Annotated in this window: 17 protein-coding genes; 11 read left to right on the top strand and 6 right to left on the bottom strand. The window is 65.2% G+C overall.

Going from position 1 to position 23,483, the window contains the following annotated elements:
* The first annotated feature begins 564 nt into the window (after nucleotides 1–564).
* Nucleotides 565–1,218 (top strand): hypothetical protein, encoded by a 654-nt coding sequence (locus CSQ85_RS07365; protein ID WP_150383523.1) that lies wholly within the window; start codon nucleotides 565–567, stop codon nucleotides 1,216–1,218.
* A gap of 99 nt (nucleotides 1,219–1,317) precedes the next feature.
* Here the strand turns inward: CSQ85_RS07365 and CSQ85_RS07360 are convergent, their stop codons facing one another.
* The gene (locus tag CSQ85_RS07360; RefSeq protein WP_150383522.1) at nucleotides 1,318–1,719 is read right to left on the bottom strand and encodes an HI0074 family nucleotidyltransferase substrate-binding subunit; all 402 of its coding nucleotides are present in this window, start codon (nucleotides 1,717–1,719) and stop codon (nucleotides 1,318–1,320) included.
* Nucleotides 1,706–2,026: a nucleotidyltransferase family protein gene (locus tag CSQ85_RS07355; RefSeq protein WP_150383521.1), complete on the bottom strand. Its 321-nt coding sequence runs from the start codon at nucleotides 2,024–2,026 to the stop codon at nucleotides 1,706–1,708. The genes CSQ85_RS07360 and CSQ85_RS07355 overlap by 14 nt, the downstream gene beginning before the upstream one ends.
* A 116-nt stretch (nucleotides 2,027–2,142) precedes the next feature.
* Between CSQ85_RS07355 and CSQ85_RS07350 the strand changes: the two genes are divergently transcribed.
* Together CSQ85_RS07350 and CSQ85_RS07345 are read left to right on the top strand one after the other, a co-directional pair.
* The gene (locus tag CSQ85_RS07350) at nucleotides 2,143–3,012 is read left to right on the top strand and encodes a class II glutamine amidotransferase (RefSeq protein ID WP_107042599.1); all 870 of its coding nucleotides are present in this window, start codon (nucleotides 2,143–2,145) and stop codon (nucleotides 3,010–3,012) included.
* Nucleotides 3,013–3,026: 14 nt separating this feature from the next.
* Nucleotides 3,027–3,857, top strand: a complete 831-nt coding sequence (locus CSQ85_RS07345; protein WP_150383520.1) for an HD domain-containing protein — start codon at nucleotides 3,027–3,029, stop codon at nucleotides 3,855–3,857.
* A gap of 45 nt (nucleotides 3,858–3,902) precedes the next feature.
* On the opposite strand, the gene CSQ85_RS13070 is transcribed toward CSQ85_RS07345, so the two are convergent.
* Nucleotides 3,903–5,108 carry an ATP-binding cassette domain-containing protein gene (locus CSQ85_RS13070; protein WP_190972945.1) on the bottom strand — a complete coding sequence of 402 codons (1,206 nt, stop codon included), beginning with the start codon at nucleotides 5,106–5,108 and terminating at the stop codon, nucleotides 3,903–3,905.
* Nucleotides 5,105–6,502, bottom strand: a complete 1,398-nt coding sequence (locus tag CSQ85_RS07335) for an ABC transporter permease (protein WP_150383519.1) — start codon at nucleotides 6,500–6,502, stop codon at nucleotides 5,105–5,107. The genes CSQ85_RS13070 and CSQ85_RS07335 overlap by 4 nt, the downstream gene beginning before the upstream one ends.
* A gap of 326 nt (nucleotides 6,503–6,828) precedes the next feature.
* On the opposite strand from CSQ85_RS07335, the gene CSQ85_RS07330 reads away from it, so the two are divergent.
* The 5 genes from CSQ85_RS07330 (at nucleotide 6,829) to ilvC (ending at nucleotide 15,316) form a co-directional block, all read left to right on the top strand.
* Nucleotides 6,829–8,469: an MFS transporter gene (locus tag CSQ85_RS07330; protein ID WP_150383518.1), complete on the top strand. Its 1,641-nt coding sequence runs from the start codon at nucleotides 6,829–6,831 to the stop codon at nucleotides 8,467–8,469.
* 279 nt (nucleotides 8,470–8,748) lie between these two features.
* The gene (locus tag CSQ85_RS07325) at nucleotides 8,749–9,927 is read left to right on the top strand and encodes a LacI family DNA-binding transcriptional regulator (RefSeq protein WP_150383517.1); all 1,179 of its coding nucleotides are present in this window, start codon (nucleotides 8,749–8,751) and stop codon (nucleotides 9,925–9,927) included.
* 502 nt (nucleotides 9,928–10,429) lie between these two features.
* Complete coding sequence (locus CSQ85_RS07320) at nucleotides 10,430–11,797, top strand: MFS transporter (RefSeq protein WP_150383516.1); 1,368 nt, start codon at nucleotides 10,430–10,432, stop codon at nucleotides 11,795–11,797.
* Between the two features lie 632 nt (nucleotides 11,798–12,429).
* Nucleotides 12,430–13,782: an MFS transporter gene (locus CSQ85_RS07315; protein ID WP_150383515.1), complete on the top strand. Its 1,353-nt coding sequence runs from the start codon at nucleotides 12,430–12,432 to the stop codon at nucleotides 13,780–13,782.
* 481 nt (nucleotides 13,783–14,263) lie between these two features.
* The gene (gene ilvC / locus CSQ85_RS07310; RefSeq protein ID WP_140445274.1) at nucleotides 14,264–15,316 is read left to right on the top strand and encodes a ketol-acid reductoisomerase; all 1,053 of its coding nucleotides are present in this window, start codon (nucleotides 14,264–14,266) and stop codon (nucleotides 15,314–15,316) included.
* A 312-nt stretch (nucleotides 15,317–15,628) separates the two neighbouring features.
* Here the strand turns inward: ilvC and CSQ85_RS07305 are convergent, their stop codons facing one another.
* Both CSQ85_RS07305 and CSQ85_RS07300 read right to left on the bottom strand, forming a co-directional pair.
* Entirely contained in the window at nucleotides 15,629–17,485 is a 1,857-nt protein-coding gene (locus tag CSQ85_RS07305) for a sialate O-acetylesterase (protein ID WP_150383514.1), read from the bottom strand.
* A gap of 70 nt (nucleotides 17,486–17,555) precedes the next feature.
* Entirely contained in the window at nucleotides 17,556–18,791 is a 1,236-nt protein-coding gene (locus CSQ85_RS07300; protein WP_150383613.1) for a GDSL-type esterase/lipase family protein, read from the bottom strand.
* 359 nt (nucleotides 18,792–19,150) lie between these two features.
* Here CSQ85_RS07300 and CSQ85_RS07295 point away from each other — a divergent pair, with 359 nt between their 5' ends.
* The 3 genes from CSQ85_RS07295 (at nucleotide 19,151) to CSQ85_RS07285 (ending at nucleotide 23,465) form a co-directional block, all read left to right on the top strand.
* Complete coding sequence (locus tag CSQ85_RS07295; RefSeq protein WP_150383513.1) at nucleotides 19,151–20,539, top strand: GH1 family beta-glucosidase; 1,389 nt, start codon at nucleotides 19,151–19,153, stop codon at nucleotides 20,537–20,539.
* Nucleotides 20,540–20,734: 195 nt separating this feature from the next.
* On the top strand, nucleotides 20,735–22,456 hold the full coding sequence (locus CSQ85_RS07290; protein ID WP_150383512.1) for an ABC transporter substrate-binding protein: 1,722 nt from the start codon (nucleotides 20,735–20,737) through the stop codon (nucleotides 22,454–22,456).
* 19 nt (nucleotides 22,457–22,475) lie between these two features.
* Complete coding sequence (locus CSQ85_RS07285) at nucleotides 22,476–23,465, top strand: ABC transporter permease (RefSeq protein ID WP_043163760.1); 990 nt, start codon at nucleotides 22,476–22,478, stop codon at nucleotides 23,463–23,465.
* Nucleotides 23,466–23,483: the final 18 nt, after the last annotated feature.

Below are 23,483 nucleotides of genomic sequence, written 5' to 3'. Positions count from 1 at the left end.
CTGAGGCGGGGATCGCAAGAGGTGTGCGTGGGATGGTGACGGGAACGTCTCGCGGGGGCAGAGGCTGACGAGAGGTGCGTGCGTGGTGGTAACCGGTTTCTCTCGCGGAATCGCGATCAGGGAGAGATGTATGCAGGCTGCTGACGGGAATGTCTCGCGAATATCCTGACGGGCCGAAACCCCCTTATGTGCGGCAAGGCTGAGCCGACGACTCATCGGGCTCAAAAGACGTTTGCTCGCATGGTGTCTCGCACGGTCGCCCCGCACGGTGGCCTCCGCACAGTGTCTTGCACAGTGTCTTGCACAGTGGCTCGCTCAGTGGCTCGCTCAGCGGTCCGCACGGTGGCTCGCACAGTATCGGGCGAATACCCCCGAATGCCACCCCATCATCGCCCGACATCCCTGATTCCTCCGGAACCGACAGGAACATGCTGTTGTATAGTCGTTGAGGTTCATAACATACGGTGTTCCGCATGATTCCGGCGCGACGGGCGTCCCGGCGTTGCCAGCCAGCCCCGCCGGCGGTCAGAGCGGTGTACGGTTCCAAGGGGAAAGAAGTTACTTATGCGTATCGGTGATGGTGTGCAGGCGCTGCTGAAGTCGCCTGTGGCGTTCGTGGGTGTCGTGTTGGCCGCCGTGGCGTCCGACGTGTTGATGCCGCTGGCCTGGTGGCGTGGCGATCGACTGCTGTGGTGGGTGATTCCGGGTGTCGTGTGGGCCGTCGGCCTGCTCCTGCTCGCCGCGTTCCTGCCCGCGTCCGGTGCGGCGTCCGACTCTGATCCCGCAGCATCCGCAGCATCCGCCCGTGCCTCCCGCGCCGCCACCCCCGCGGCTGGCGTCGCCGCGCTCGCGTTCCTCGGCCAGCTCGTGTTCGCCGTGCTGATGCTCGTCGTCAACGTGATCGCGAAGCCGGAGGGCCGTTTCGGGCTCCTGTTCGCGCTCCTCGTGCTCGTCGTCGCGCTGGTCTCCCTGATCGCGCTGTCCCGTGGCGGAGAGGTGCGTGACGCCGCCCTGTGGCCGCTGCTGGTGCCGTTCGTCCTGTTCATCGACCGCGTGCCGGCCGTGAACTGGATGACCATCCACCTGCCGCTGCTGTTCGCCTTCGGCCTGCTGTTCGTGCAGATCGCCGTGGTCTGGCACACCCTGACCCATCTGCCGGCCGCCTCCGCCGTGACCGTCGCTCCGGCCGCGACCCGCGCCCGCCACGGCGGCGAGTGATCGCACCACTCAACATCGACTGAAATCAACTCAAATCAACCAGATGCCGCCATGCGTGACCCCGTCCGCACGGCGGCATCTGCGTATTGATACAGCATCTCAGCTCATCAGCATGTCGCCGTACCGCTGCGTCAATCCGCTTTCCACGCGCTCGAACTCGGGAATGTAATCACGGATGATGTCGTCGACCAGACGCAGCGCCTTGTCCGCGTCGTAGATGTGAGCCGAATCGTTGCGGGCGCGCAGCATACGAAGCCAAAGTCCCTCGTCCATGAAGTCGTAGTACTGGAAGGCGGTTTTCAGTACGTCGCGGGGCGAGCCGGAAGCCGCGACGGGATCGCCCTCGTACGCCAGAAGAACCTTGAACAGCTTCCAGCCGAGTTCGAACTGCAATTCAAACTTGTCGATGACGCCGCTCTGCACGAACTCGTTGGACAGGTCCTGCTGCGGAGCCTTGCGCAGGGATCGCAAGGCCGATGCGTAGTTCTCATACTTTTTCATACAGCACCTTTCCGGACGCGGCGATCTCCCGCCTCAGCTCTTCGGTCACAGGCTCGTCAAGGTTGATGACGTCCACCTTGAGCAGCGACCACAGATCGTCCTGAAGGTGACGATTCAGCTCGTCGAACCGCCGGCATCCGCGCACGGCCAGATCGATGTCGCTTTTAGGCCGGTTCATGCCCCTCGCGCGGGACCCGAACAGGATCACCTCGCGGGCGTCGCACGCCGCGGCGAACTCGCGGATCTGTGCGTAGACGTCCGCTATCGGCACCGTGCCCCTGCCATGCTCCCGATCGACATGCTCCATAATCGCCATGATAGATCACCCGGGTCCACCCCGGTGAAGTGAGGACGCCCACCCTATAACCAACGCTTATACCCGGTGCCGCGCGTCGTGAGATATCCGCATTAATCTAGCCAATCATGTGCAGATTACTGGGATACGCTACAGCCGGGTTCAACCTCAGCCTCAACGCTATCCTTGGCACGGAAAACGTCGTGGAATACCGCGAGATGAGCGAGATCCACAACGACGGCTGGGGTTGTTCGATGCTGTACGAGCCGGTCGAGACCCCCGGCACCGAGGACGGCGGCGCCCCCGCGCCCGAGACCGGCACCAAGCTCTACAAGACCACCGTCGCCGCCCGACTCGACCCGGTGTTCCCCGAACTCGCCTCCGAGCCGGCGCGTGGCGCCCTGTGGCACCTGCGTCTCGCCTCCTCGAATCTGCCGCTGATCCTCGAGAACCAGCAGCCGTTCTTCACCAACGGACTGAGCTTCATTCACAACGGCGACATCTCCGACTCCCACGGCCGCAACATCACGACCAACGACCAGTATCCGGTCAGCAACAGCGTGTACCTGTCGACCGGCGGACGCTCCGACTCCGCGATCTTCTTCGCCGTGATCCTCGAGTACCTCGGCTTCGGCTACGAGCTCGACGAGGCGCTCGCCCAGGCCGTGCGCGAGCTGCGTCAGATGTACCCGCGCTCCAGCTACAACTGCATGATCCAGTCGCAGGATCAGTTCATCGCGCTGAACGCCGCCGGACGCGAGCGCACGTCGTCGCGTATCGTCGAGATCTACGACGAGTACGGCCAGGGTGCGAAGGCGGCCGACTACCGTGTGATGCGTTATCGCGCGCTGACCGACGAGACCGGCGCCCCGGCCGGCATCGTCGTCGCCTCCTCCGGGTTCGAGCAGACCGAGGCCGACGGCTGGGCCGAGCTCGGCAACGACCAGATGATCGTCGCCTCGAACCGCACCGGCGAGTGGTCCATCCGCTCGATCTAGCGGTTCGCTCTACAATGGGGCTCATGATCCCCACACTTGAGCAGATCGACGAGCTGCACCATAAGATCGCCCCGTCCGAGGCCGCGTACCGCCTCGTGCACACACACTGCGTGATCGTCTCGCGCATCGCCCGCGCCCTCGCGCATCGCCAGAACGCCCTGTTCATGCGACGCTGCACCCTGCCGGACGGCGCTCCCGAGCTGGATCGCAACGCCGATTCCGCCGGCGCGTCCCTGCTGACGCTCGCTCCTGCCGCCGACAACGACAACGCCGACGCCTCGGCCGCAGCCGCCGTTACCGCCATCCCGCAGCTCGACTTCGCCGTCCCGCCGTCCGACGACATCACCGGCGGCCGCGTGCCCCCGCGTCTGATCGACGAGCGGCTCGTCACGATCGGCGGCCTCCTGCACGACATCGGCACCTACCGCGTCTTCAAGCACGACGGCAACGACGACGAGCCGCTCAAGTTCAACGGCAAGCAGTACATCAAGCACGGTCTGCTCGGCTACGAATACCTGCTCGAGAACGGGGTCGACGAGTCGATCGCCCAGTTCGCGCGCAATCACACCGGCGTCGGGCTGACCCGCGAGGATGTGGAGCGTCAGGGACTGCCCCTGCCGCCCGCCGACTACGTGCCGGTCAACCTCGAGCAGGAGACCGTGATGGTGGCCGACAAGTACAACAGCAAGTCCCTGCCGCCCAAGTTCGTCTCCGCCGAGGCATACACGCGCCGCGCCGCGAAGTTCGGCGAGGAGAACCGCCGTCGTTGGCTTGAGCTCCTCGACCAGTACGGCGTTTTCGACGTCCGCCCGATGGCCGCCGAATACCACATGATCGTCATCTGACGGCCGCCACCGGGCGAACTGGCCGAACTGGCCGAACTGATCAGCTCAGTTGGCGAGCGAGTAGACCTTGTCGGCGCGGTCGGCGACCTCGTCGGAGGCGGTCACGATGATGACCGCGCGCTTCGGGTCGCGGCCGTGCGCGATCGAGACGATCAGGTCCAGAATCGAGCGTGCATCGGACAGGCCCAGCCCCTTGGTCGGCTCGTCGAGGATCAGCACGTCCGCCTCGCAGCTGATCGCGCGCGCGATCGCCACGCGGCGCTGCTCGACCAGCGGCAGATCGCGCACCTTCCGTCCGTTCGTCGCCTCGCCGAACCCGACCTTCGCGAGGAACTCGCGCGCCGCGATCGGCTTCGGCTTCAGGTACGTGCGCCCGGACGCGTTCATCGCGTACAGCACGTTCGACTCCGCGTCGAGGTCGCCGCGGACCGCGAACCGCTGCGGGACGATGCCCAGCCGGTGACCGCGCAGCTCGCCGACCTCCAGCTCGACCAGGTTCGAGCTCTTCGTCATCGCGGAACCGGAGGTCGGCGTCTGGAACCCGCCGAACACCTCCATCAGCGTGACGCGCTGCTCGGCGTCGTCCTCATCGGGCAGCACGCGCACCGCGTACAGCTCGCCCGCGTAGAACGCCATCGACGTGTTGTCCAGCACATGACGGCCGGACTTGTGGTTCGTGGTCGTCGCGTGGTTGAGCGAGAAGTTCGGGTACGACTTCAGGAGCACGCGATCCGCGACCTGACTGTAGACCGCCGACTCGCTCACTTCCTCGGCGTGACGCAGCTCGTTCGGGTCGCCGTGCTGGCCGTTCGCCATCACGTCGCCCGCCAGCGCCATCGTCTCGTTGACGCGACGCGCGTTCGCCTCGGTTGCCGCCGCGCTGGTCTCGGTCGGCGTGTCCGACTCATCGTCTGCGTCCGACTCGTCGTCCGCGTCCGATCCCGTAGTATCGGACGTTTCCCGGCCCGCGGAGCCCTCATTGCCGTCCGATCCCGTAGTATCGGACGTTTCAGAGCCCATTCCGCCCCGGTTTTCGTCCGATCCCGTAGTATCGGACGCCTCGGTGTCCTCGACGAGGTCCGCGGACACGTCGTCATCGTCGTCGAACGTGAAGCTGAACGACACCTCGGGGGTCGCGGTCTCGTCCGCGTCCGTCTCCGGCCTGTCGTCCGGCTGCTGATCGGTCTTGTCGGTCATCTCATCCTCCACGTTGCTGGTGTCGCTGTTCATCTCGTCGTCCTTGCCGCTCATGCCTTCGCCTCCTTGTTGGTGGCGGAATCACCCGCGCCGAAGTCGCTCACGACGGCGTCGTCGTACGTGACCGGCGCGAACAGCTTCGCGTAGTTGAACGTCGCGACCCTCAGCATCGCGACGATCGCCAGCACGACCACCAGTCCCAGCGAGTTCCAGACCAGTGTCCACACGATTGTGGAGGTGACGGGCGTCGCGTGACCGCCGGCCAGCGCGGCACCGATCGACTTGACGCCGAAGCCACCGGCGACCAGTCCGATCGCGATCGGGATGACGGTGAGCATGAACGTCTCGACCATGAACTGCCAGCCGAGGCGGCCCTTGCCCACGCCGGAGACGAACGCGAGGCCGATCTCGTCGGTGCGGCCGAACCATGTGCGGGCGATCGTCAGCGCGAGCAGCACCACGACGCCGCCGATCGCGATCGCCCACGCGGCCGGGCGGACCTTGCCGGCCAGGGAGTCGAGCGGCTGGATCGACTGTTCGTACGCGGCCATCGACGGCGAGGTGATCTCGTAGCCGTCGGGCAGCTTCGCCTTCTTGGCGAGCTTGACGAACTGGTTGTACGTGTCGACGTCGGTGAAGTCGAAGATCACGTTGAGGTCAGGCACGGACCAGGTGTCCGCCTTGGGGGAGTCGGGGTCGAGTCCGAACGTGTAGGCGGTGGCGTAGGCCGTGTAGATCACGTTCTCGCGGTTCTCCTTGGCGAGCGTCGCCGAGCCGTCCGAGGTGATTCCGTCGGCAGTGGCCTCGCCCGTGTACTCGTAGATGCCGCGCACCTTGAACTCGTACGTCTTCGAGGTGTCGGTCGGGTCGCCCACCTTGAACGTGTCGCCCACCTTGAGGCCGTTCTTGTCGGCGACGGACTTCGAGATCAGCGCGCCGATGGCCTTCGTGTCGGTGAAGACGAGGCCCTTGCCGTCGACCAGCTTGTACGTGCCGTAATCATTGGCCTTCGCGGCCTTCGCGTCGTAGAAGCTGCGCAGCTGGAACTCGCCGCCGGTCTTGTCGGCGGAGACGTCGGACGAGCCGGGGATCGCCTTGATCGTGTCGCTCTGGCGCACGGGCAGCGTCTCGGTGAAGGAGTACGTGAACGACACGCTCTTCTCCTGCGCGGCGATCGCGTACGGGTTGTAGTCGGTGAACTTCAGGTACTTCGACGTGCTCGACTTGGCGTCGTCGGCCTTCATCGCGGCCGCGGTCTTCGCGGTGGGGCGCAGCACGGCGTTCGGGGTCTGCGCGTTGTAGTCGGCGCCGTGCGCGTCGGAATCCTCCTGCAGGATCGCGAGCGAGGCGATGGTGCCGAACGAGACGAGGAGCGCGACCACCACGGTCAGCGCTGAGATCGCCCAGCCGCGCGTGACCGCGCGCCAGGCGTTGGTGAGAACGAACATGCGTTACTTCTCCAGTTCCCTAGGTTCCCTAGACGACTCTCTGCTCACAGCCAAACCCAGCGCCAACATCACGGCGGGTCATCGGTGGTCATCGGTGGATTCGGCGATGCAACAGTTCAACAGTAAGACAGTACGTCGGCAATCGTGTGCGTTGTCTTGCCTGTTCCTGAAAGCTTTCTGAAAAATAGATGACGCGACGTCGTGCGATGCCGGTGCGGGACGCCGCGCGATGCCGACGTGCGATGCCGGCCGGCTTCCGCGCTACCATCCCCCCGAACTACAATGGGAAGGCAAGGAGAAGACAAGGAAAGGAACGGTGAGCGGCCATGCTGAAGCCATATGTGCGTCCGGGCATCGACGACAGGCCCGATTACGACAAGGCGTTGAGTCCCGAGGACAAGGCCGCGGTCCAGCGGCTGGCCTCCGACCCGAAGCGTCAGGCGCCGGAGGCGTCGGCCGAGCAGCCGGGCACGCAGGCCGCCCGACTCGCCGCCGACGGCATGGCGACCGTCGCCGCGGCGTCCACGGTCGACACGGCCGTGCCCGACTACGCGTCGTCCTTCCTCGACATGCGCGACCCGATGGTCTCCGCCGACGGCCAGCGCCCCTCCGCGATCGACGTGAACCGCCTCAAGTGGGGCTTCGCGGTCGGCTCCTTCCTCATCACCGCGCCGTGGGCCGCGCTGAACCTCGTCGCGATCCCCTCCCACATCGCCCGCGTCTACGGCGTCGATACCGCCCTCGATACCGCCGTCGGAGGGCTCAACGCCCCGGGCATGGGACCCGGACAGTCCATGTTTACGCTCGTGCAGAGCCTTCCCCTGGTCGTCGTGATCGGCGCGGTGTTCTCCGTGTTCTTCGGACCGATCGTCTCGGCGCTCTCCGATCGCACCCGCACGCCGATCGGCCGCCGCGCCCCGTGGCTCGTCGGCGCCGGAATCCTCTCGGCGCTGATCACACTGGCCGTGGGCGCCGTCGGCAATCTCGCCGGCATCGTCATATTCTGGATCGCCCTGCAGTTCGCCTACGCAGGACTGGTCGCGCCCCTCGCCTCGGCCCTGTCCGAGCGCGTGCCCGACAAGTTCCGCGACGTGATCGAACGCTGGAACGCGATCGGCGTGATCGCCGGTCAGGCGGCCGGCGGCGTGGTCGCGGGCCTCGCGATCGCGTTCGGGTCCTACGCGCCGTTCGTGTGCGCGGCCGTGCTGTTCGCGGTCTCCGGGTTCGCGACCGTGCTCGTGTGGCCGAGGGAGCCGTCCAGCGTGGACCAGCCGCGCGCGCCGTTCGACTGGAACGAGGTGTTCTCCTCGACCCGTCCCCTGCCGCGCGGTGCCGCCTACAAGCCGTTCCGCAGACTGTTCTGCTCGCGCACGTTCATGACCGCCGCCGTCGCGATGACCACCGTCTACCTGTGGTACGTCGTGCGATACACGGTGTACGGCGGTGAGCCGATGTTCACCTCCGCGCCGCTCACCCTGCCCTCCGGCCTGCTCATCGCGATGCTCGCGCTCGCCTCCCTCGCCGGCGCCCTGCTCGCCTCCTACTCCGCCGGCGCGATCACCGACAAGTTCGCCGAGGGCTTCGGCCCGTGGTGGCGGGGCTCGCGCGCGGCCGTGGTCGCGGCGTGCGCGCTGTACGCGATCGGCCTCGCCGTGGGCCTTGCGATCGTGCAGATCGGCGGCGAGAAAAGCCTCATGATCTTCTCGTTCATCACCGGACTCGCCTCCGGCCTCTACGACGCGTTCATCCAGCCGCTGGTCGTCGACGCGCTGCCCGATCCGCGCGACGCCGGCCGCGACCTCGGCACGTACGCGCTCGCAAGGCCCTTGGGCCTGACGATCGGCGTGCTCGGCGGCGAGCTCGCCATTGTGGTCGGCTCGCAGGTCGCGGCGTCGCTCGGCTTCACGGCCGTGTTCCCCGGCGCGATCGTGTGCGTCGTGATCGCGGCCCTGTTCCTCGCCAAGTGACCCCGGCGCCCCACCGGCCTCACCCCACCCACCCACGCATCACCCCAACCCCAACCCCAGCCCCGCCTACCCCGCGCCCCCAACCCGGCTCGGCGCCCGATCCCGTAGTATCGGACGTATCGGGCCGGTTTGCGGGCGCGAAATCGCCCGATCCTATAGGATCGGATGCCAGGTGGGGGTGTCCGGGGGTCTGTACCGTCCGATTCTGTAGTATCGGACGGTAGGGCGGTCCCGCAGTGCCGGACGGCCCGGTTCGAGCGAGCGGAAAGGTGATGGTCGATGGTCGGAATGCGTGACGTGGCGAAGAAGGCCGGTGTGTCGCTGAGCACGGTGTCGCTGGTCGTCAACGGCACCGGATACGTGTCGGACGACATGCGCGCCAAGGTCCAGGCCGCGATGAAGGCGCTCGACTACATCCCCAACGAGCTCGCGCGCAACCTCGCCCACAACCGCACCAACATGATCGGCGTGATCGTGCCGACGATCCGCCACCCGTTCTTCGCGACCCTCACCGCCGCGCTCCAGCGCGAGTTCTCCGCACGAGGCCTGCGCACGATGCTGTGCTCCACGGCCGACTCGGACAAGGGCGAGGCCGACTACGTCGACATGCTCCAGCGGCACATGATGGACGGGCTGGTCATGGCCGCGCACACCGCGCATCCGGTCGGCTACTGGTCCGCGATCGGCCGTCCGGTCGTCGCGTTCGACCGATACCTCGGCCCCGGCATCCCCTCGATCGGCTCCGACCACGAGCAGGGCGGTCGGCTCGTCGCGCGGGAGCTGATCGACTCCGGCGCGCGTCATGTGGTCATGGTCGGCGGCCCGCGATCGCAATTCCATGACCTGCAGGGGGGCGGCGGCGCCGATGGGCGCGGAACCGCCGCGCCCGACGCGGACACCACCTTCCCGACGGTCCGCTACTACCTGACCCTCGAGCATGAGCTCGACGAGGCCGGCGTGCGCCACGACTATGTCGAGGCCGGCGAGGTCTCCGACCTCGAGGGGTACGCCAAGGCGATGCGCGAGCTGTTCGACAGGTTCGACAATGTCGACGCGGTCGTGAGCTCCGATCTCGGCGCCGCCCTGTGTGTGCAGGAGGTCCTGCGCCGCGGGCTCCTGCTGGGGGCCGACGTGCAGGTGGTCGCCTACGACGGCACCTATCTGGCCGACACCGCCGGCGTCCGGCTCACCGCCGTGTGCCAGGACTTCGACGCGATCGCCTCCGCACTCGCCGCCCGCATGACCGCGCTCATCGAGGGGGAGGGGAACGGCGGCGATTCGCCGAGCGATCTGAACCCGGCTCCGTCGGGGGCGGCGCCAGCCGGGGCGCCTAGCTCGGCCGACGCCTTGGGGGCGCCTTCGGCTGGCGCTTCGGCGCCGCCTATGGACGGCCGCCTGCCCGGCTCCGCCGTCGAGCTCATTCCCGTGACCCTGCGCAAAGGCGATTCCACCCGCTGAAAGGCTAACTCGGTTACGCGGGGTACTTTTGCCCTTCTGCAGACATCTATCTGCGTTACGAGGGGTACCTCCCACAAGTACAACTCCGCTAAAACGGCATAACGGCCACGGTGACAAGCCGTTTTGGATGCGTTGTACTTCGGAGGGGTACCCCTCATAACGCAGGTAGACGTCCGCGAACCCCGAAAAGTACCCCTCGTAACGCAGATAGGCGTACGTGGGTGCGTGTAGTGGGATCTTCTGGTGACTCAGCGATCCACGAGCCTACGTCTCGGCGTGTCGAACCGGTTTGAGCTTGACGGCATCGAACCGGTTCGATGCACTGTAATCACAAACAAACCAACAACTCGACAACGGAACAGCGGTTGGTTCCGGGTCCGGCTGCAATGGCCTGCAGCGACGGCGACGTCACGAGACCACTGCGGCGGCCGCAGCCAAACGCCGATCCGACCTCCATCACAACCACAAAATCACGCCATCATGATCAAAAGGGGATTACAACATGGCTGATGCAACCACCACCGCGCCCGACGCCTCCGCTCTGGCCTCGAACGCCCCGATCCACGATCCGTCCGTCTCCGCCGACGGCCACCGCCCGACCAAGGCCGAGGTGATCCGCCTCGGCGTCGGCTTCACCGTCTCCGCCGTCGCCTGCGCCATCCCGTGGGTGGCGCTGAGCTCCATCATCCTGCCGGCCGTGCTCGAAGGCATCGACCCGGCCACCAAGGAGCCGATGCTCGGCCTCATCAACGGCGTCGGCTCGATCGTCGCGTTGCTTGCCAACATTATCTTCGGCACCTTCTCCGACCTCACGCGATCCCGCTTCGGCAAGCGCAGTCCGTGGATCATCGTCGGCGGCGTCATCACCGGCCTGTCCATCGGCGCCATCGCGTTCGTCAACACCCACGCCCTGATCCTGCTGCTGTGGTGCTGCGCCCAGCTTGGATACAACATCATGCTCGCCCCGTACGTCGCCACGATGTCCGACCGCGTGCCCGACAAGTTCCGTGGCACCGTCTCCGGCTTCTACGGCGCCGGCATCGCCGCCGGTCAGACCATCGGCGCCTTCGTCGGCGCCCAGCTGCTCAAGAACGGCGCCTCCGGCATCTTCGCCGGCTGGATGCTGGGTCTGGTCATCTTCGGCCTGTGCGGCATCGTCGTCGTCATCATCTGGCCCCGCGAGAAGTCCAACGTGGACGAGCCGCGCGAGGAGATCACCGCGAAGTCCGTCCTGCTGCGCTTCCGCCCGCCGAAGAACGCCCCCGACTTCTACTACGCGCTCGCCGGCCGCACGATGATGATGGGCGGCTACTGGATGATCAACACCTACCAGCTGTTCATCGCCCAGGACTACGTCTTCGCCGGCGACCCGAACGCCAAGATCAAGGCCGCGTCCGTCATCGCCACGATGTCCATCATCACGCTCGTCGTCTCCCTGATCGCCGCCGTCGCGGCCGGCCCGCTGACCGACAAGCTCGGCATGAGGAAGCTGCCGGTTGCGCTCGCCAGCTGCCTGTTCGCCCTCGGCGCCCTGATGCCGCTGCTGTTCCGCTCCGAGATGGGCATGTACCTGTTCGCCGCCATCGCGGGTCTCGGCTACGGCACCTACAACGCGATCGACCAGGCCCTGAACGTCTCCGTCCTGCCGAACCCGGACGAGGCCGGCAAGGACCTCGGCATCCTCAACCTCGCGAACACGCTGTCCACCGTCATCGGCACCGCGATGACCTCGCTGATCGTCGTCATCGTCAAGGCCGTGATGGGCGTCACCCAGACCCCGACCGAGGCGTACTCGGTGGTGTTTATCGTCGCGATCGTCATCGTGCTCATCGCCGCCTGGCTCATCATGCGCATCAAGCACGTGAAGTAGCGCGTCCGGCCTGCGATCCGGTCTGAACCGCATGCGGGCCCCTCCGGTGTCCACCGACACCGGAGGGGCCCGTTCGTCGTTTTTCCTGCCGTTTTCCGCTGGTATTGCCACCGTGTTCAGATGCCGTGTTCAGGGGCGCGTCCCGTGTCCGCCGTATTACGAACAGTGACGGCGTTCACATAGTGAACCCCCGCTGGTTTGTCGCATTACGCGCGCCTATGTTCTGTGTCCAGATCGAGCGGAAAGCCAAGACAAGCCGCTTGATGACATACTTCGAGACCGAAAGGAGGCCGCCGCGATGACTGGATACACTGCCCTCAACACCGTTAGCGAATCGGTTCTGACCGTCGTTAACGTCGCTCTGCTGTCCGCACGAATTATTATTCCGTCTTCGCTGGCGGACTGATTTCGGCTTGATTAGCTTGAGCCCCGCCGGCGAAGGCAGGGCGACGAGCATCGATCACGTTTGAAGCCCTGCGCACGACAGCAGGGCTTTTTCATTGCCCGCCCTCCAAGGTCCAGCGGCCCACAGCCCACAAGGCACAGGGTCTTCCCGGATCGGGGCGTAGCGGTGGCAAGCATTCCCGGAGAGAACAGACAAGAACCAAACGAGATTGGAAGGGATTCCTCTCATGACTTCAGTCGAAACGACCGCAGCAGGCAAGGCGAAGAGCCTGGCCCGCGATTCGGTCAAGACCGTGATCGCCGCCTCCATGGTCGGCACGGCCATCGAGTTCTACGACTTCTACGCCTACGGCACCGCCGCGGCCAACTACTTCCCGCACATCTTCTTCTCGGCGAAGGACAACCCGACCGTCGCCCTGCTGATGAGCCTGCTGACCTTCGCCATCGCGTTCGTCGCCCGCCCGCTCGGCTCGCTCGTGTTCGGCCACTTCGGCGACCGCATGGGCCGCAAGACCACGCTGGTCGTCTCCCTGATGACGATGGGTATCGGCACCTTCCTCATCGGCTGCCTGCCCACCTACGACCAGTGGGGCGTCGCGGCGGTCGCCGTGCTGTGCCTGCTGCGCTTCATCCAGGGCATCGGCCTTGGCGGCGAATGGTCCGGCGCCGCGCTGGTCGCCACCGAGAACGCGCCTGAGGACAAGCGCGCCCTGTACGGCTCCTTCCCGGAGCTCGGCGCCCCGATCGGATTCTTCCTGTCCAACGGCACCTACTTCATCCTCGAATCCTTCAACGACTCCGACGCGATGCTCGCCTGGGGCTGGCGCGTGCCGTTCCTGCTCTCCGCGGTCCTCGTGATCGTCGGCCTCGTCGTCCGCGTCCACATGGAGGAGACCCCGATCTTCCGCATGGCCCAGGAGCAGAAGAAGGTCGTCAAGTCCCCGCTCACCGAGGTCTTCAAGAAGAGCTGGAAGCAGGTCCTGCAGGCCACCTTCCTCGTGGCCGTCACCTACACGCTGTTCTACACGCTCGCCACCTGGTCCCTCGCGTGGGGCACCAAGGAGCAGGGCGAGGGCGGCGGTGGCCTCGGCTTCACCAACCAGGAGTACCTGCTCATGCTGATGATCGCCATCTGCGTGTTCGCCCTGTTCATCGTGATCTCCTGCGTCAACGCCGATAAGCTCGGCCGCAAGCGCGTGATCACCTTCTCCTCCTGCGCCCTCGTCGTGTTCGCGGCCCTGTTCCCGTTCCTGCTCAACGGCCAGATCGTCGGTCAGCGCAACTTCGTCGCCAACATGGTGTTCCTGTGCGTCGGCTTCGCCCTGATGGGCACCGCGTTCGGCCCGATCGGCGCGTTCCTGCCCGAGCTGTTCGACGCCAACGTGCGCTACTCCGGCTCCGGCATCGGCTACAACCTCGCCGCCATCGTCGGCGCGGCCTTCGTGCCGACCATCGCCACCTGGCTGTCCTCCCACTGGGGCGTCCACTCCGTGGGCATCTACCTCGGCGTGATGGCCGTGTGCTGCCTCGTCGCGGTGCTGACCTGCAGGGAAACCAAGGACGTCGATTTCACCAAGTGAAATCGACGGCAGGTTCCTGCCTTCGCTTGGCTGTCGCCTCGCTCAGGCGTCGCCTACGAACAGTCCGCCGGACTGTTCGCTTCACGGCGCCGCCCGGACATCGACTTCACCAAGTGACCTCTCCTCACTAGGCCCCCTCTGACGAGGGGGCTCCCACGAAGCGGGTGGGGGAGAGACTACCCCTCAGACCCGCTTCGCGGGCCAGCTCCCTGATAGGAGCCGAAGAGAACCATCGACTGCAGGTGGAGCCCAAAGTTCCAGCTGTAGTCCGGCAAGATTTCATAATTGAAAATCGCAACTCAATATTTGGACGCGGGGAACCGCGTCAACCACTGGTCGACTAGAAATAGGACCCAGTGATCGATGACTTTCAACGTCAAGGGACACAATCCTTTCTCGCCGAAGGCCGTCAGCAATCTCACCGATTGCCGGGCGTGCAGTTTTCGTTCGGCATACCGAACAACATAAAGGAGTGCCAATCATGGCAGCAACTATCTGGTACGAGAAGGACGCCGATCTGTCCGTGTTCGATGGCAAGAAGGTCGCCATTCTGGGCTACGGCTCTCAGGGCCACGCCCACGCGCTGAACCTGCGCGACTCCGGTGTCGACGTGGTCGTCGGCCTGCGTCCGACCTCCAAGTCCGTCGAGTTCGCCAAGGAGCAGGGCCTCGAGGTCAAGTCCGTTCCGGAAGCCGTCGCCGAGGCTGACGTCGTCATGATCCTTCTGCCGGATCAGTACCAGGCCGCCGTCTACAAGAAGGACGTTGAGCCGAACCTGAAGCCGGGCGCCGCTCTGGCCTTCGCCCACGGCTTCAACATCCACTACGGCTACATCAAGCCGTCCGAGGATCACCCGGTCTTCATGGTCGCCCCGAAGGGCCCGGGCCACATCGTGCGTCGTGAGTACGCCGCCGGCCGTGGCGTCCCGGTCGTCGTGGCCGTCGAGCAGGACCCGGATGGCAAGACCTGGCCGCTGTGCCTCGCCTACGCCAAGGCCCTCGGCGCCCTGCGCGCCGGCGCCATCAAGACGACCTTCACCGAGGAGACCGAGACCGATCTCTTCGGCGAGCAGGACGTCCTCATGGGCGGTATCAACCACCTGTGCGACATGGGCTTCGACGTGCTGACCGAGGCTGGCTACCAGCCGGAGATCGCCTACTTCGAGGTCTTCCACGAGCTGAAGATGCTGGTCGACCTCGCCAACGAGGGTGGTCTGAACAAGGCCCGTTGGTCCTGCTCCGACACCGCCCAGTACGGCGACTACACCTCCACGGTCATCACCGAGGAGACCAAGAAGCGCATGCAGTACCAGCTCAAGCGCATTCAGGACGGCTCCTTCGCCAAGGAGTTCATGGACGATCAGGCCGCCGGCGCCCCGAAGTTCAAGAAGCTGCAGGAGGAGTTCTCCCACCCGCACCTCGAGACCGTCGGCCCGAAGCTGCGCGCCATGTTCTCCTGGAACAACGGCCCGGCCAAGGATCAGGACGAGGCCGAGTCCTTCAACGGCAAGATCGCTCGTACCCAGGTTCAGTGAGCCCGGCGCGGCCCTCAGCTTGGCCGCATGAGCGTCGCCTGAACGCGACTGAAGTCGTATGACCGCAGGCCGCCATTCCGATTCCCATCGGTGTGGCGGCCTTGTCGTATATATAGGCGTCCATACGCCATGCGAATGCATGGGTGTATGGATGTGCGGGAGTGGCGTGCTCGATTCCGGGGGATTCAAGGGCGAAATCGGCCGTAACTATGCTGAGTCCCGCGAATTTGGGGGCTCAGCGCGATTCCCGGAATTCCAGCGCTGAGCCCGCGGAATATCCAAAGGAGGATGGAACAATAGGACGGTAGTCGGTCACAGCGCGAGGCGGAACGGGGGAGCGGGGAGGGCGTCGCCGCTGAACAGTGGAGCGGGGCCCCAACTGCGCCACGCGTAGCGCACCTGTGTGGGCCGAACCACCTGCTCGGCTCGCACGGTGACGGTGCTGTGCTCAGTGTCGATGGTCGCCTCGGCCGGATGGAAGTCGCCGTCGTCGCCCGCCAATTCGAAGCCGGATTCCGTCGTGTCACGGTGGAATCGGGAACGCGTATCGCCCATATCCGCCCCGACTTCGGCCGCATTCGGCGCCGCCGGTGCGGTGGCGCCGATGTCGCGCCTGAAGGTGCCTGGCACGGTGCCGTCGAAATGCAGTCCTGCGGCGTGACTGTAGTGCAATGTCACCGCTGCGCCCTCACCATTGCCGTCACGCGCGACGCGCACGGTGGCGGACGTGACTTCCGGTCCGTCGACGGCGATGTCGCCGCGGCCGTATACGTCGTGCAGCGCGCAATCGGCCAGACGCTCGCCCGGCGTGCGTTTGTCGGTGGGGTGGAGATTGTCGAACTCACCGCAGTCGATCAACGTGATCATGGACACGCCTGAGATCGTGCGCGCCGCGTCTTGCTGTGCCTCGCGGATCAGTGGCCAACGCAGCGGGTCATTGCCGGCAGCGGCCGTCGCCTTGTCGATCCACTGCGGCAATTGCACGATAAGGAACGGCAGCGGTTTGCCGTCCGCACCCCCCGCATCCGAGCTCGCGCCGGGAATCGTCCACAGCCCACGCCATTCGTCGATGAGCATGCCCAGCAGATGACGGTAGCTTTCAGGACAACCCTCATCCGATTCGCCCTGATACCACAGGAAACCCGCGATGCCGTACGGCGCGACCCGCTCGACCATCGTGCCGTACGCGCCGGTCGGGCGCCACTGCGAGGTCGGCGTTTCCGGCGGCGGCCACGGGCATTCACCGTACTGCGCGGTCAGCTTCTCCCATGCCACATCCGGGTCCGCCTTGCGCGCCGTGTCGATGTCGTGGTTCCACTGGTCGAATTTCGTCTGCCACGCTTCGGTTTCGGCTCTGAACTGCTCGTCCGTTTTGCCTGCGATCGCCGCGTCGAAGCGTTCCAGATAGTCGCGCCCTGCTTTACACCGCTCCACACTCGCCCGACTCATCCACGCCGTGATCGATGTACCGCCGATATAGCAGTCCACAATGCCCACAGGCACGTTTGGGCCGAGTTCGGCGCGCAGCTTCCGCGCGAAGTAGTAGCCGATCGCGGACATCGACCCGCTGGTGTCCGGCCCGGCGACCTGCCAGCGGGCGTGGCGCTCGAGTTCCTCGCTGACGGCACCGGTTTTCGGTGTGTTGTAGAAGCGCAGCAGCGGGTCGGCGCTCACGGCGATGGCCGCGTCCGCGCCTGCGCTGGAGTGCAGTTCGAGCTCCATATTGCTTTGTCCGCCGGCGAGCCACACTTCGCCCACGACCACGCGACGGTAGACGAGTGTCACGTCCGCGCCCGACGAGGTGATTTCCAGCCGGTATGGCCCGCCCGCCTCCATCGCGGGAAGCAGCGCCAGCCAGTCGCCGTGCGCATCGGCGTTGGCGGCCGTCCCGGCAACGGTCACCGTCGTCCCGGCAACGTCAGTTGCCGCCGCCTCGCCCGATTCCTCCGCGATCAGCCGCACACGCACGTCGATGCCGGGCTTGCCGGTGCCGAATACGGGGATCGGCCGTCGTCGTTGCAGCACCATGTCGTGCGAGAAGATGGCCGCGGCGCGCAACGCGTCCGTGCCCAGCGGTTTCGCGTCGTCCGCCGCGTCGCTGTGATCGTTCAATCCGGAAAGGTTGGCGCCGGGCGCAGGTCCGGTGACCAGAGCAGTTGTTTCGGTCATGATAATCCTTGGAGGATGGGTAGGGTGTTGGTTGGTTGATTGGTCGGGTGTCGTATGTTGTCGGCGTCGTTCAGGACTGCCACACGTCCTCGCCGAGGGATTCGATGAACGTGGTCAATTCGCGTGCCATCTCCTTATGCTCGGCGACGCGCGGGTGGCCCGGCGTGGCCGAACCGTTGCGAGTGAACAGGAAGTGGTGGGCGACGGCGGGGGCGACGGCGTCGTGTACACCGTCCGCCGCGTCTCCGGTCGCGAACTTGCCGTACGCCGCGCTGGCCGGCGCGTCCGGCGCAGCGTTGAACGCGCGCACCGCCTCGTCGATGGCGCGATCCCACGCCGGATCATGCTGCAGCACCGTGGTGAGGCACACGATGACGGCCTTCGGGTAACGCGCGTGCAGCGACTTGAGGAAGTCGACGTAGCGCGTGCGCCAATGCCGCGCTCGCTCGCCGTCGTAATCGGAGGCCATGAAATCGTCGGGGTGCGCGTCGTTCTGCCCGATCGCGACGACCACGACGTGCGGCGTGTACCGGGAGAAGTCCCACGGCTTCGATTCGCCGAGCACGGGGTTGTACTGGATGCAGTCCCACGCGCTTTCCTGGCCCACGTAGTCGGGGCCCGCGAACCAGCCGATGCCGTCAAGCAGTGAGATGCCGCCCTGCGAAGTGTCGTGCAGTTCCGCGCCGAGGTTGCGCGCGGTGATGGCCGCGTACGAGTACCACGCGTTGCTGTATCCGCTCAGGTCCGCGGCCGGGTCGAGCCTGCCGACGTACAGGGACGCCTCGTTGCGCTCGCCGCAGGACACGGAGTCGCCGAACACTTCGATGCGTCGCGTCGGTTCGGGTGTCGCCGGCGGCAGGATGGTTGCGCCCGCGTCCAGCCCGTAGCCGAGTACTTCGAGATAGTGCTGTCCGTCCTGTCGTTTGAACAGCGTCACCTCGTGTTCGATGTCCGGCAGCCGGTCCGCCAGAGTCACTGTAACCGGTCCATACGTCGGCGCGACGCCGCCTGTATCGGCCGCGACGTCCGCTTGCGCGGCGTCGTCGGCCTCGACTGCGGTAGCCGGCGCCGCGTCAGTGCCTTCGCTGGTGCTGCTGTTGGGCATGTCGTTCGCGCCGGTGAAGCCAGAGGGGATGCGTACGGCGGTTTGCACTCCGTCGATGACGACGCCGAGTTTCGTGTCTCCGTAGTTCCAGTGGTTGACGACAGTGATGCTGAGCGAGGTTCCGGTGAAGCGGAAGGAGACCTGCGTGTAGGGGTACACCCACACCGGTCGGGTCGGGTCGGTCAGGTCGATGCGGCCCATGGCGCGCAACGCCGGATGATCAGGGCTGATGATGGTGCGGTCGCCGTCCCGCGTGACGTCCGCATCGGCGGGAATGGGAACGTCCGTAAAAGCGGTCGTGTCTGGCAGGTGTGACATGGCGATTCGTGGCTCCTCGTTGATTGAACCGATGTTGTTCTAGGTCTTTTTCCGGTTCCCTCGATGCGGCGTGGGTGCGAAACGCTTGCGACCGCAATGGCTTAACCGGTTCATGTATTTTATGATACACTACTGCCGGACGGGCCGACACCCGGCCGTTACCGCAGCAATCACATACGCACCTGACGTCGTGCCGATGAAGGCATCGACGACGCATAACCCCAAGAAAGGACATGGCAATCATGCGATTCCCTGAAGGATTCCGATTCGGCACGGCCACCGCCTCCTACCAGATCGAAGGCGCCGCAAAGGAAGGCGGGCGCACCCCTTCCATCTGGGACACGTTCTCGCACACTCCCGGAAAGACGGTCAACGGCGATACCGGCGACGTGGCCTGTGATTCCTACCATCGCTGGCGCGAGGACATCGCCCTGCTCGCCGACCTCGGCGTCAACTCCTACCGCTTCTCGGTGGCCATGCCGCGCGTACTGCCCGCCGAGGATGGTCCGGTGAACGAAGAGGGCCTCGACTTCTACGAGCGAATCGTTGACGAGCTGCTTGTCAGGGGCATCGAACCCACGGTGACGCTCTACCATTGGGATCTGCCGCAGTATCTGGGCGACAAAGGCGGGTGGCTGAACCGTTCCACCGCCTATAAGCTCGCCGATTACGCCGGTGTCGTGGCCCATCGTCTGGGCGACCGCGTGCGGACCTACACCACGCTGAACGAGCCGTGGTGCTCCTCCTACCTGAGCTACGGCGCCACCGAGCACGCGCCCGGCCTGGGTCTCGGTCCGGGTGCCTTCCCCGCCGTGCACCACCTCAACCTCGCGCACGGCTTGATGGCGCAGGCCGTACGCGCCGAAGTCGGCGACCGTTCGGACGTGTCGGTCACGTGCAACCTCCAGCTCAACCGCGGCGACGCCGACGCCGTGCACCGTCTTGACCTCATCGCCAACCGCGTGTGGCTCGACCCGATGCTGCGCGGCTACTACCCGGACGAACTGTTCGCCATCACCAAGGGCATCTGCGATTGGGAGTTTGTCAAGGACGGCGATCTGGAGCAGATCCACCAGCCGATCGACGTGCTCGGCGTCAACTACTACAGCACCTCGCTGCTCGCGATGAGCGACCGGCCGCAATTCCCGCAATCCACTGCCGCATCCACCGCGCCGGGCGCCAGCGATGTGGATTGGCTGCCGACCGAGGGGCCGCACACCGCGATGGGCTGGAACATCGACCCGGACGGACTGTACGACCTGCTGGTGCGCGTGCACAACGACTACCCGGAGATGCCGCTGATGGTCACCGAAAACGGCATGGCCTGCGACGACCGTCTGGTTTCCGAAGTCGATCCCTCCACTGACGAGACGGTCAAGGCCGTGCACGACCCCGACCGCATTGACTACCTGCGCCGTCACTTCGAGGCCGCCGGCCGTGCGATGGACGCTGGCGTTGATCTGCGCGGCTATTTCGTGTGGTCGCTGCTTGACAACTTCGAATGGGCGTTCGGCTACACCAAGCGTTTCGGCATCGTCTACATGGACTACGAGACGCTGGAGCGCGCCCCGAAGGACAGCTTCAAGTGGTATAGGAAGCTCATCGCCGACCGAGCCATCCCGCAGGCGTAGCGATTCCTTGCGGGATTCCTGAGAGGCACCGCGGACGAGCGGTCCGGGGCTGTGCGATAGACGACACGCCGAGTGGCGAAACTTAACCGGTTGAGTTATAGTGAGGGCAACTCAACCGGTTAAGTTATATAATCGGCAAGAGAAACCGGCGAGGTCGCCGGCATAGAGAGAACCAACCAATCGAAAGGATTGACGATGACGTCGAAAGTGAGGAAAGCCCTGCGCCGAACAATCGCCGCGGTGGCCGCGCTTGCCTCCCTGATGTCCGTCGCGGCCTGCGGCGGGACCTCGTCAAGCACCGCACAGGACGGCACGGTGGTCAGCATCTTCAACGGCACGACGGGTACGTTCAACGAGAACTTCAACCCGTTCTCGCCCACCGCACTCGGCCCCACCCTGGGTGTGATCTACGAGACGCTTTACTGGTACAATCTGGCCGCCGACGAGGATCCGACCCCGATGCTCGCCACCGGCTACGAGTGGAACGAGGACGGCTCCGAACTGACCATCACCACCCGTGAAGGCGTCAAATGGCATGATGGCGAGCCTTTCTCCGCTGCGGACGTGGCGTTCACGTTCAACCTGATTCACGACACCCCGGCGCTGAACACCAACGGCACTGCCTGCACGGCCAAGCTCATCGACGAGAACCACGTCAAGCTCATCTTCCCGACCAAGAACGCCGATGGCACGCCGTTTGACGAGCCGTTCAAGGGCGCCTACATGCAGGAAGGCGGCATCCTCGGCGGTCAGGCCATCGTGCCCGAGCATATCTGGAAGAACGTCAAGGACCCGATGAACTACACGAACGCGAACCCGATCGGTACAGGCGCGTTCAAGCTCAGCAGGTTCACCAACCAGTCCTACAGCTTCTCCGCGTTCAAGGACTACTGGAACGGCGCTCCGAAGATCGACGGTGTGCGCTACATCGCCCTGAACGACGCCTCCGCCGCCACCAGCACGCTGATGGCCGGACAGGTCGACTGGATGAGCGCCTACATCCCCAGCTACCAGATGCTGCTCAAGAACTACCCGCGCATCTCGGCCGTGAACACGCCGCGACTGACCACCGTGGTCATGACCTGCTCGAACACCGAAGCCGGATGCAAGGGCCCGCAGACCGACACGGCCGTGCGCCAGGCCATGTACTACGGCATGAACCGCACGCAGCTCAACAAGCTCGCCGGCGCCGGCGCGGGCGCCATCGGCTCGCCGACGATGCTCATGCCGGACCGAGACCGCAAATGGATCACCGACAAGAACCTCGTCACCACGCCGGAGACCGAGGATCAGGAGAAGGCCAAGCAGATCCTCGAGGACGCCGGCTGGAAGATGGGTGACGACGGCTACCGCCACAAGGACGGAGTCAAGCTCAGCATGACCATCCAGACCGTGGCCGGCTGGTCCGACTACATTCTGATCAACGACACGTTGAAGCAGCAGATGAAGCCGCTGGGTATCGAGATCATCTCCACGCAGATGGCATGGAACCAGTGGAACGAAAACGAGCAGAAGGGCAACTACCAGCTCTCCCTTGACTCGCTGGGCTTGGGTGTCACCGCCGACCCGTACTACACGTACAACCCGCGCTACAGCTCCCTGCAGATGGCCGAGGTGGGTGAGACCTCCGGCGGCCAGAACTACGCCCGCTACTCGAACCCGAAGGTCGACGATGCCATCGAGGCCGCCGCCGGCACGGAGGACGAGGCCGAGCGCAAGGCGCAGTATGCGATCGTGCAGAAGGAGATCGCGAACGACGTGCCCTACATCCCGGTCTACATCAACTCGATGCTCACCGAATTCAACGACTCCAAGGTGACCGGCTGGCCCACCGAGGACAACATGTACGCGCTGCCCGCAGCTTGGAAGGCGTGGGACATGGGCATCATCCTGCAGCATCTCGAACCGAAGCAGTGACGGCAGTAAGGAACCAATCATGAAATATGTCCTGAGAAAACTGGGCTTCTACTTGGTGGCCCTGTGGGCGGCACTGACGCTCAACTTCTTCCTGCCGCGCATCATGCCCGGCAACCCGGTCGACCAGATGATCTCCAAGCTCGCGCAGAAGGGCCAGGTCACCCCGGCCACCCGCCACGCTATCGAGCTCATGCTCGGCTCCGACTCCTCAGTACCGATGTGGCAACAGTACCTCAACTACTTCGGCAACATCTTCCGCGGCGATCTGGGCGTCTCCGTCACCTACTTCCCGAACTCCGTCTCCTCCGTGATCGGCAGCACCCTGCCGTGGACCGTCGGTCTGGTCGGTATCTCCACCATCCTCGCCTTCCTCATCGGCACGCTGCTTGGCACACTCGCCGGCTGGAAACGCGGCTCTTGGATCGACAACCTCATCCCGGTGACCACGCTGTTGCAGTCGATCCCGTACTTCTGGCTCGCGTTGATCCTCCTGTACTTCTTCGGCCTGCTCAACCCGATCTTCCCGCTGTTCGGCGGCTACGACGTGTGGAGCGTCACTCCTGGCTGGAGCTGGGAGTTCATCGGCTCGGTCATCAAATACGGCACACTGCCGGCCATCACCATCGTGCTGTCCTCCGTGGGCGGCTGGATGCTCGGCATGCGCAACATGATGGTCGCCACCCTCTCCGAGGACTACATCCTGACCGCCGAGGCCAAGGGCCTGTCCCGGTTCAAGATCATGACCTCCTACGCGGCGCGCAACGCCATCCTGCCGTCCATCTCCGGCTTCGCGATCTCCCTCGGCTTCGTCGTCGCGGGCTCGATCGTCGCCGAATCCGTGTTCTCCTATCCGGGCATCGGCTTCGCGCTGCTGACCGCCGTGCAGAACAACGACTACGCGCTCATGCAGGGCATCTTCATGATCATCACGGTCTCCGTGCTCGGCGCGAACCTGTTCATGGACCTGATCTACGGCTTCATCGACCCGCGCACCCGGGCCCAGGGCTGAGGAAAGGACTGAAAGACA

The sequence above is a fragment of the Bifidobacterium rousetti genome (assembly GCF_008698235.1).
In the GTDB taxonomy this organism is placed as follows: domain Bacteria; phylum Actinomycetota; class Actinomycetes; order Actinomycetales; family Bifidobacteriaceae; genus Bifidobacterium; species Bifidobacterium rousetti.
Note: the sequence above shows the minus strand (reverse complement) of the source record. Positions and strands in the feature narration are given on the sequence as shown.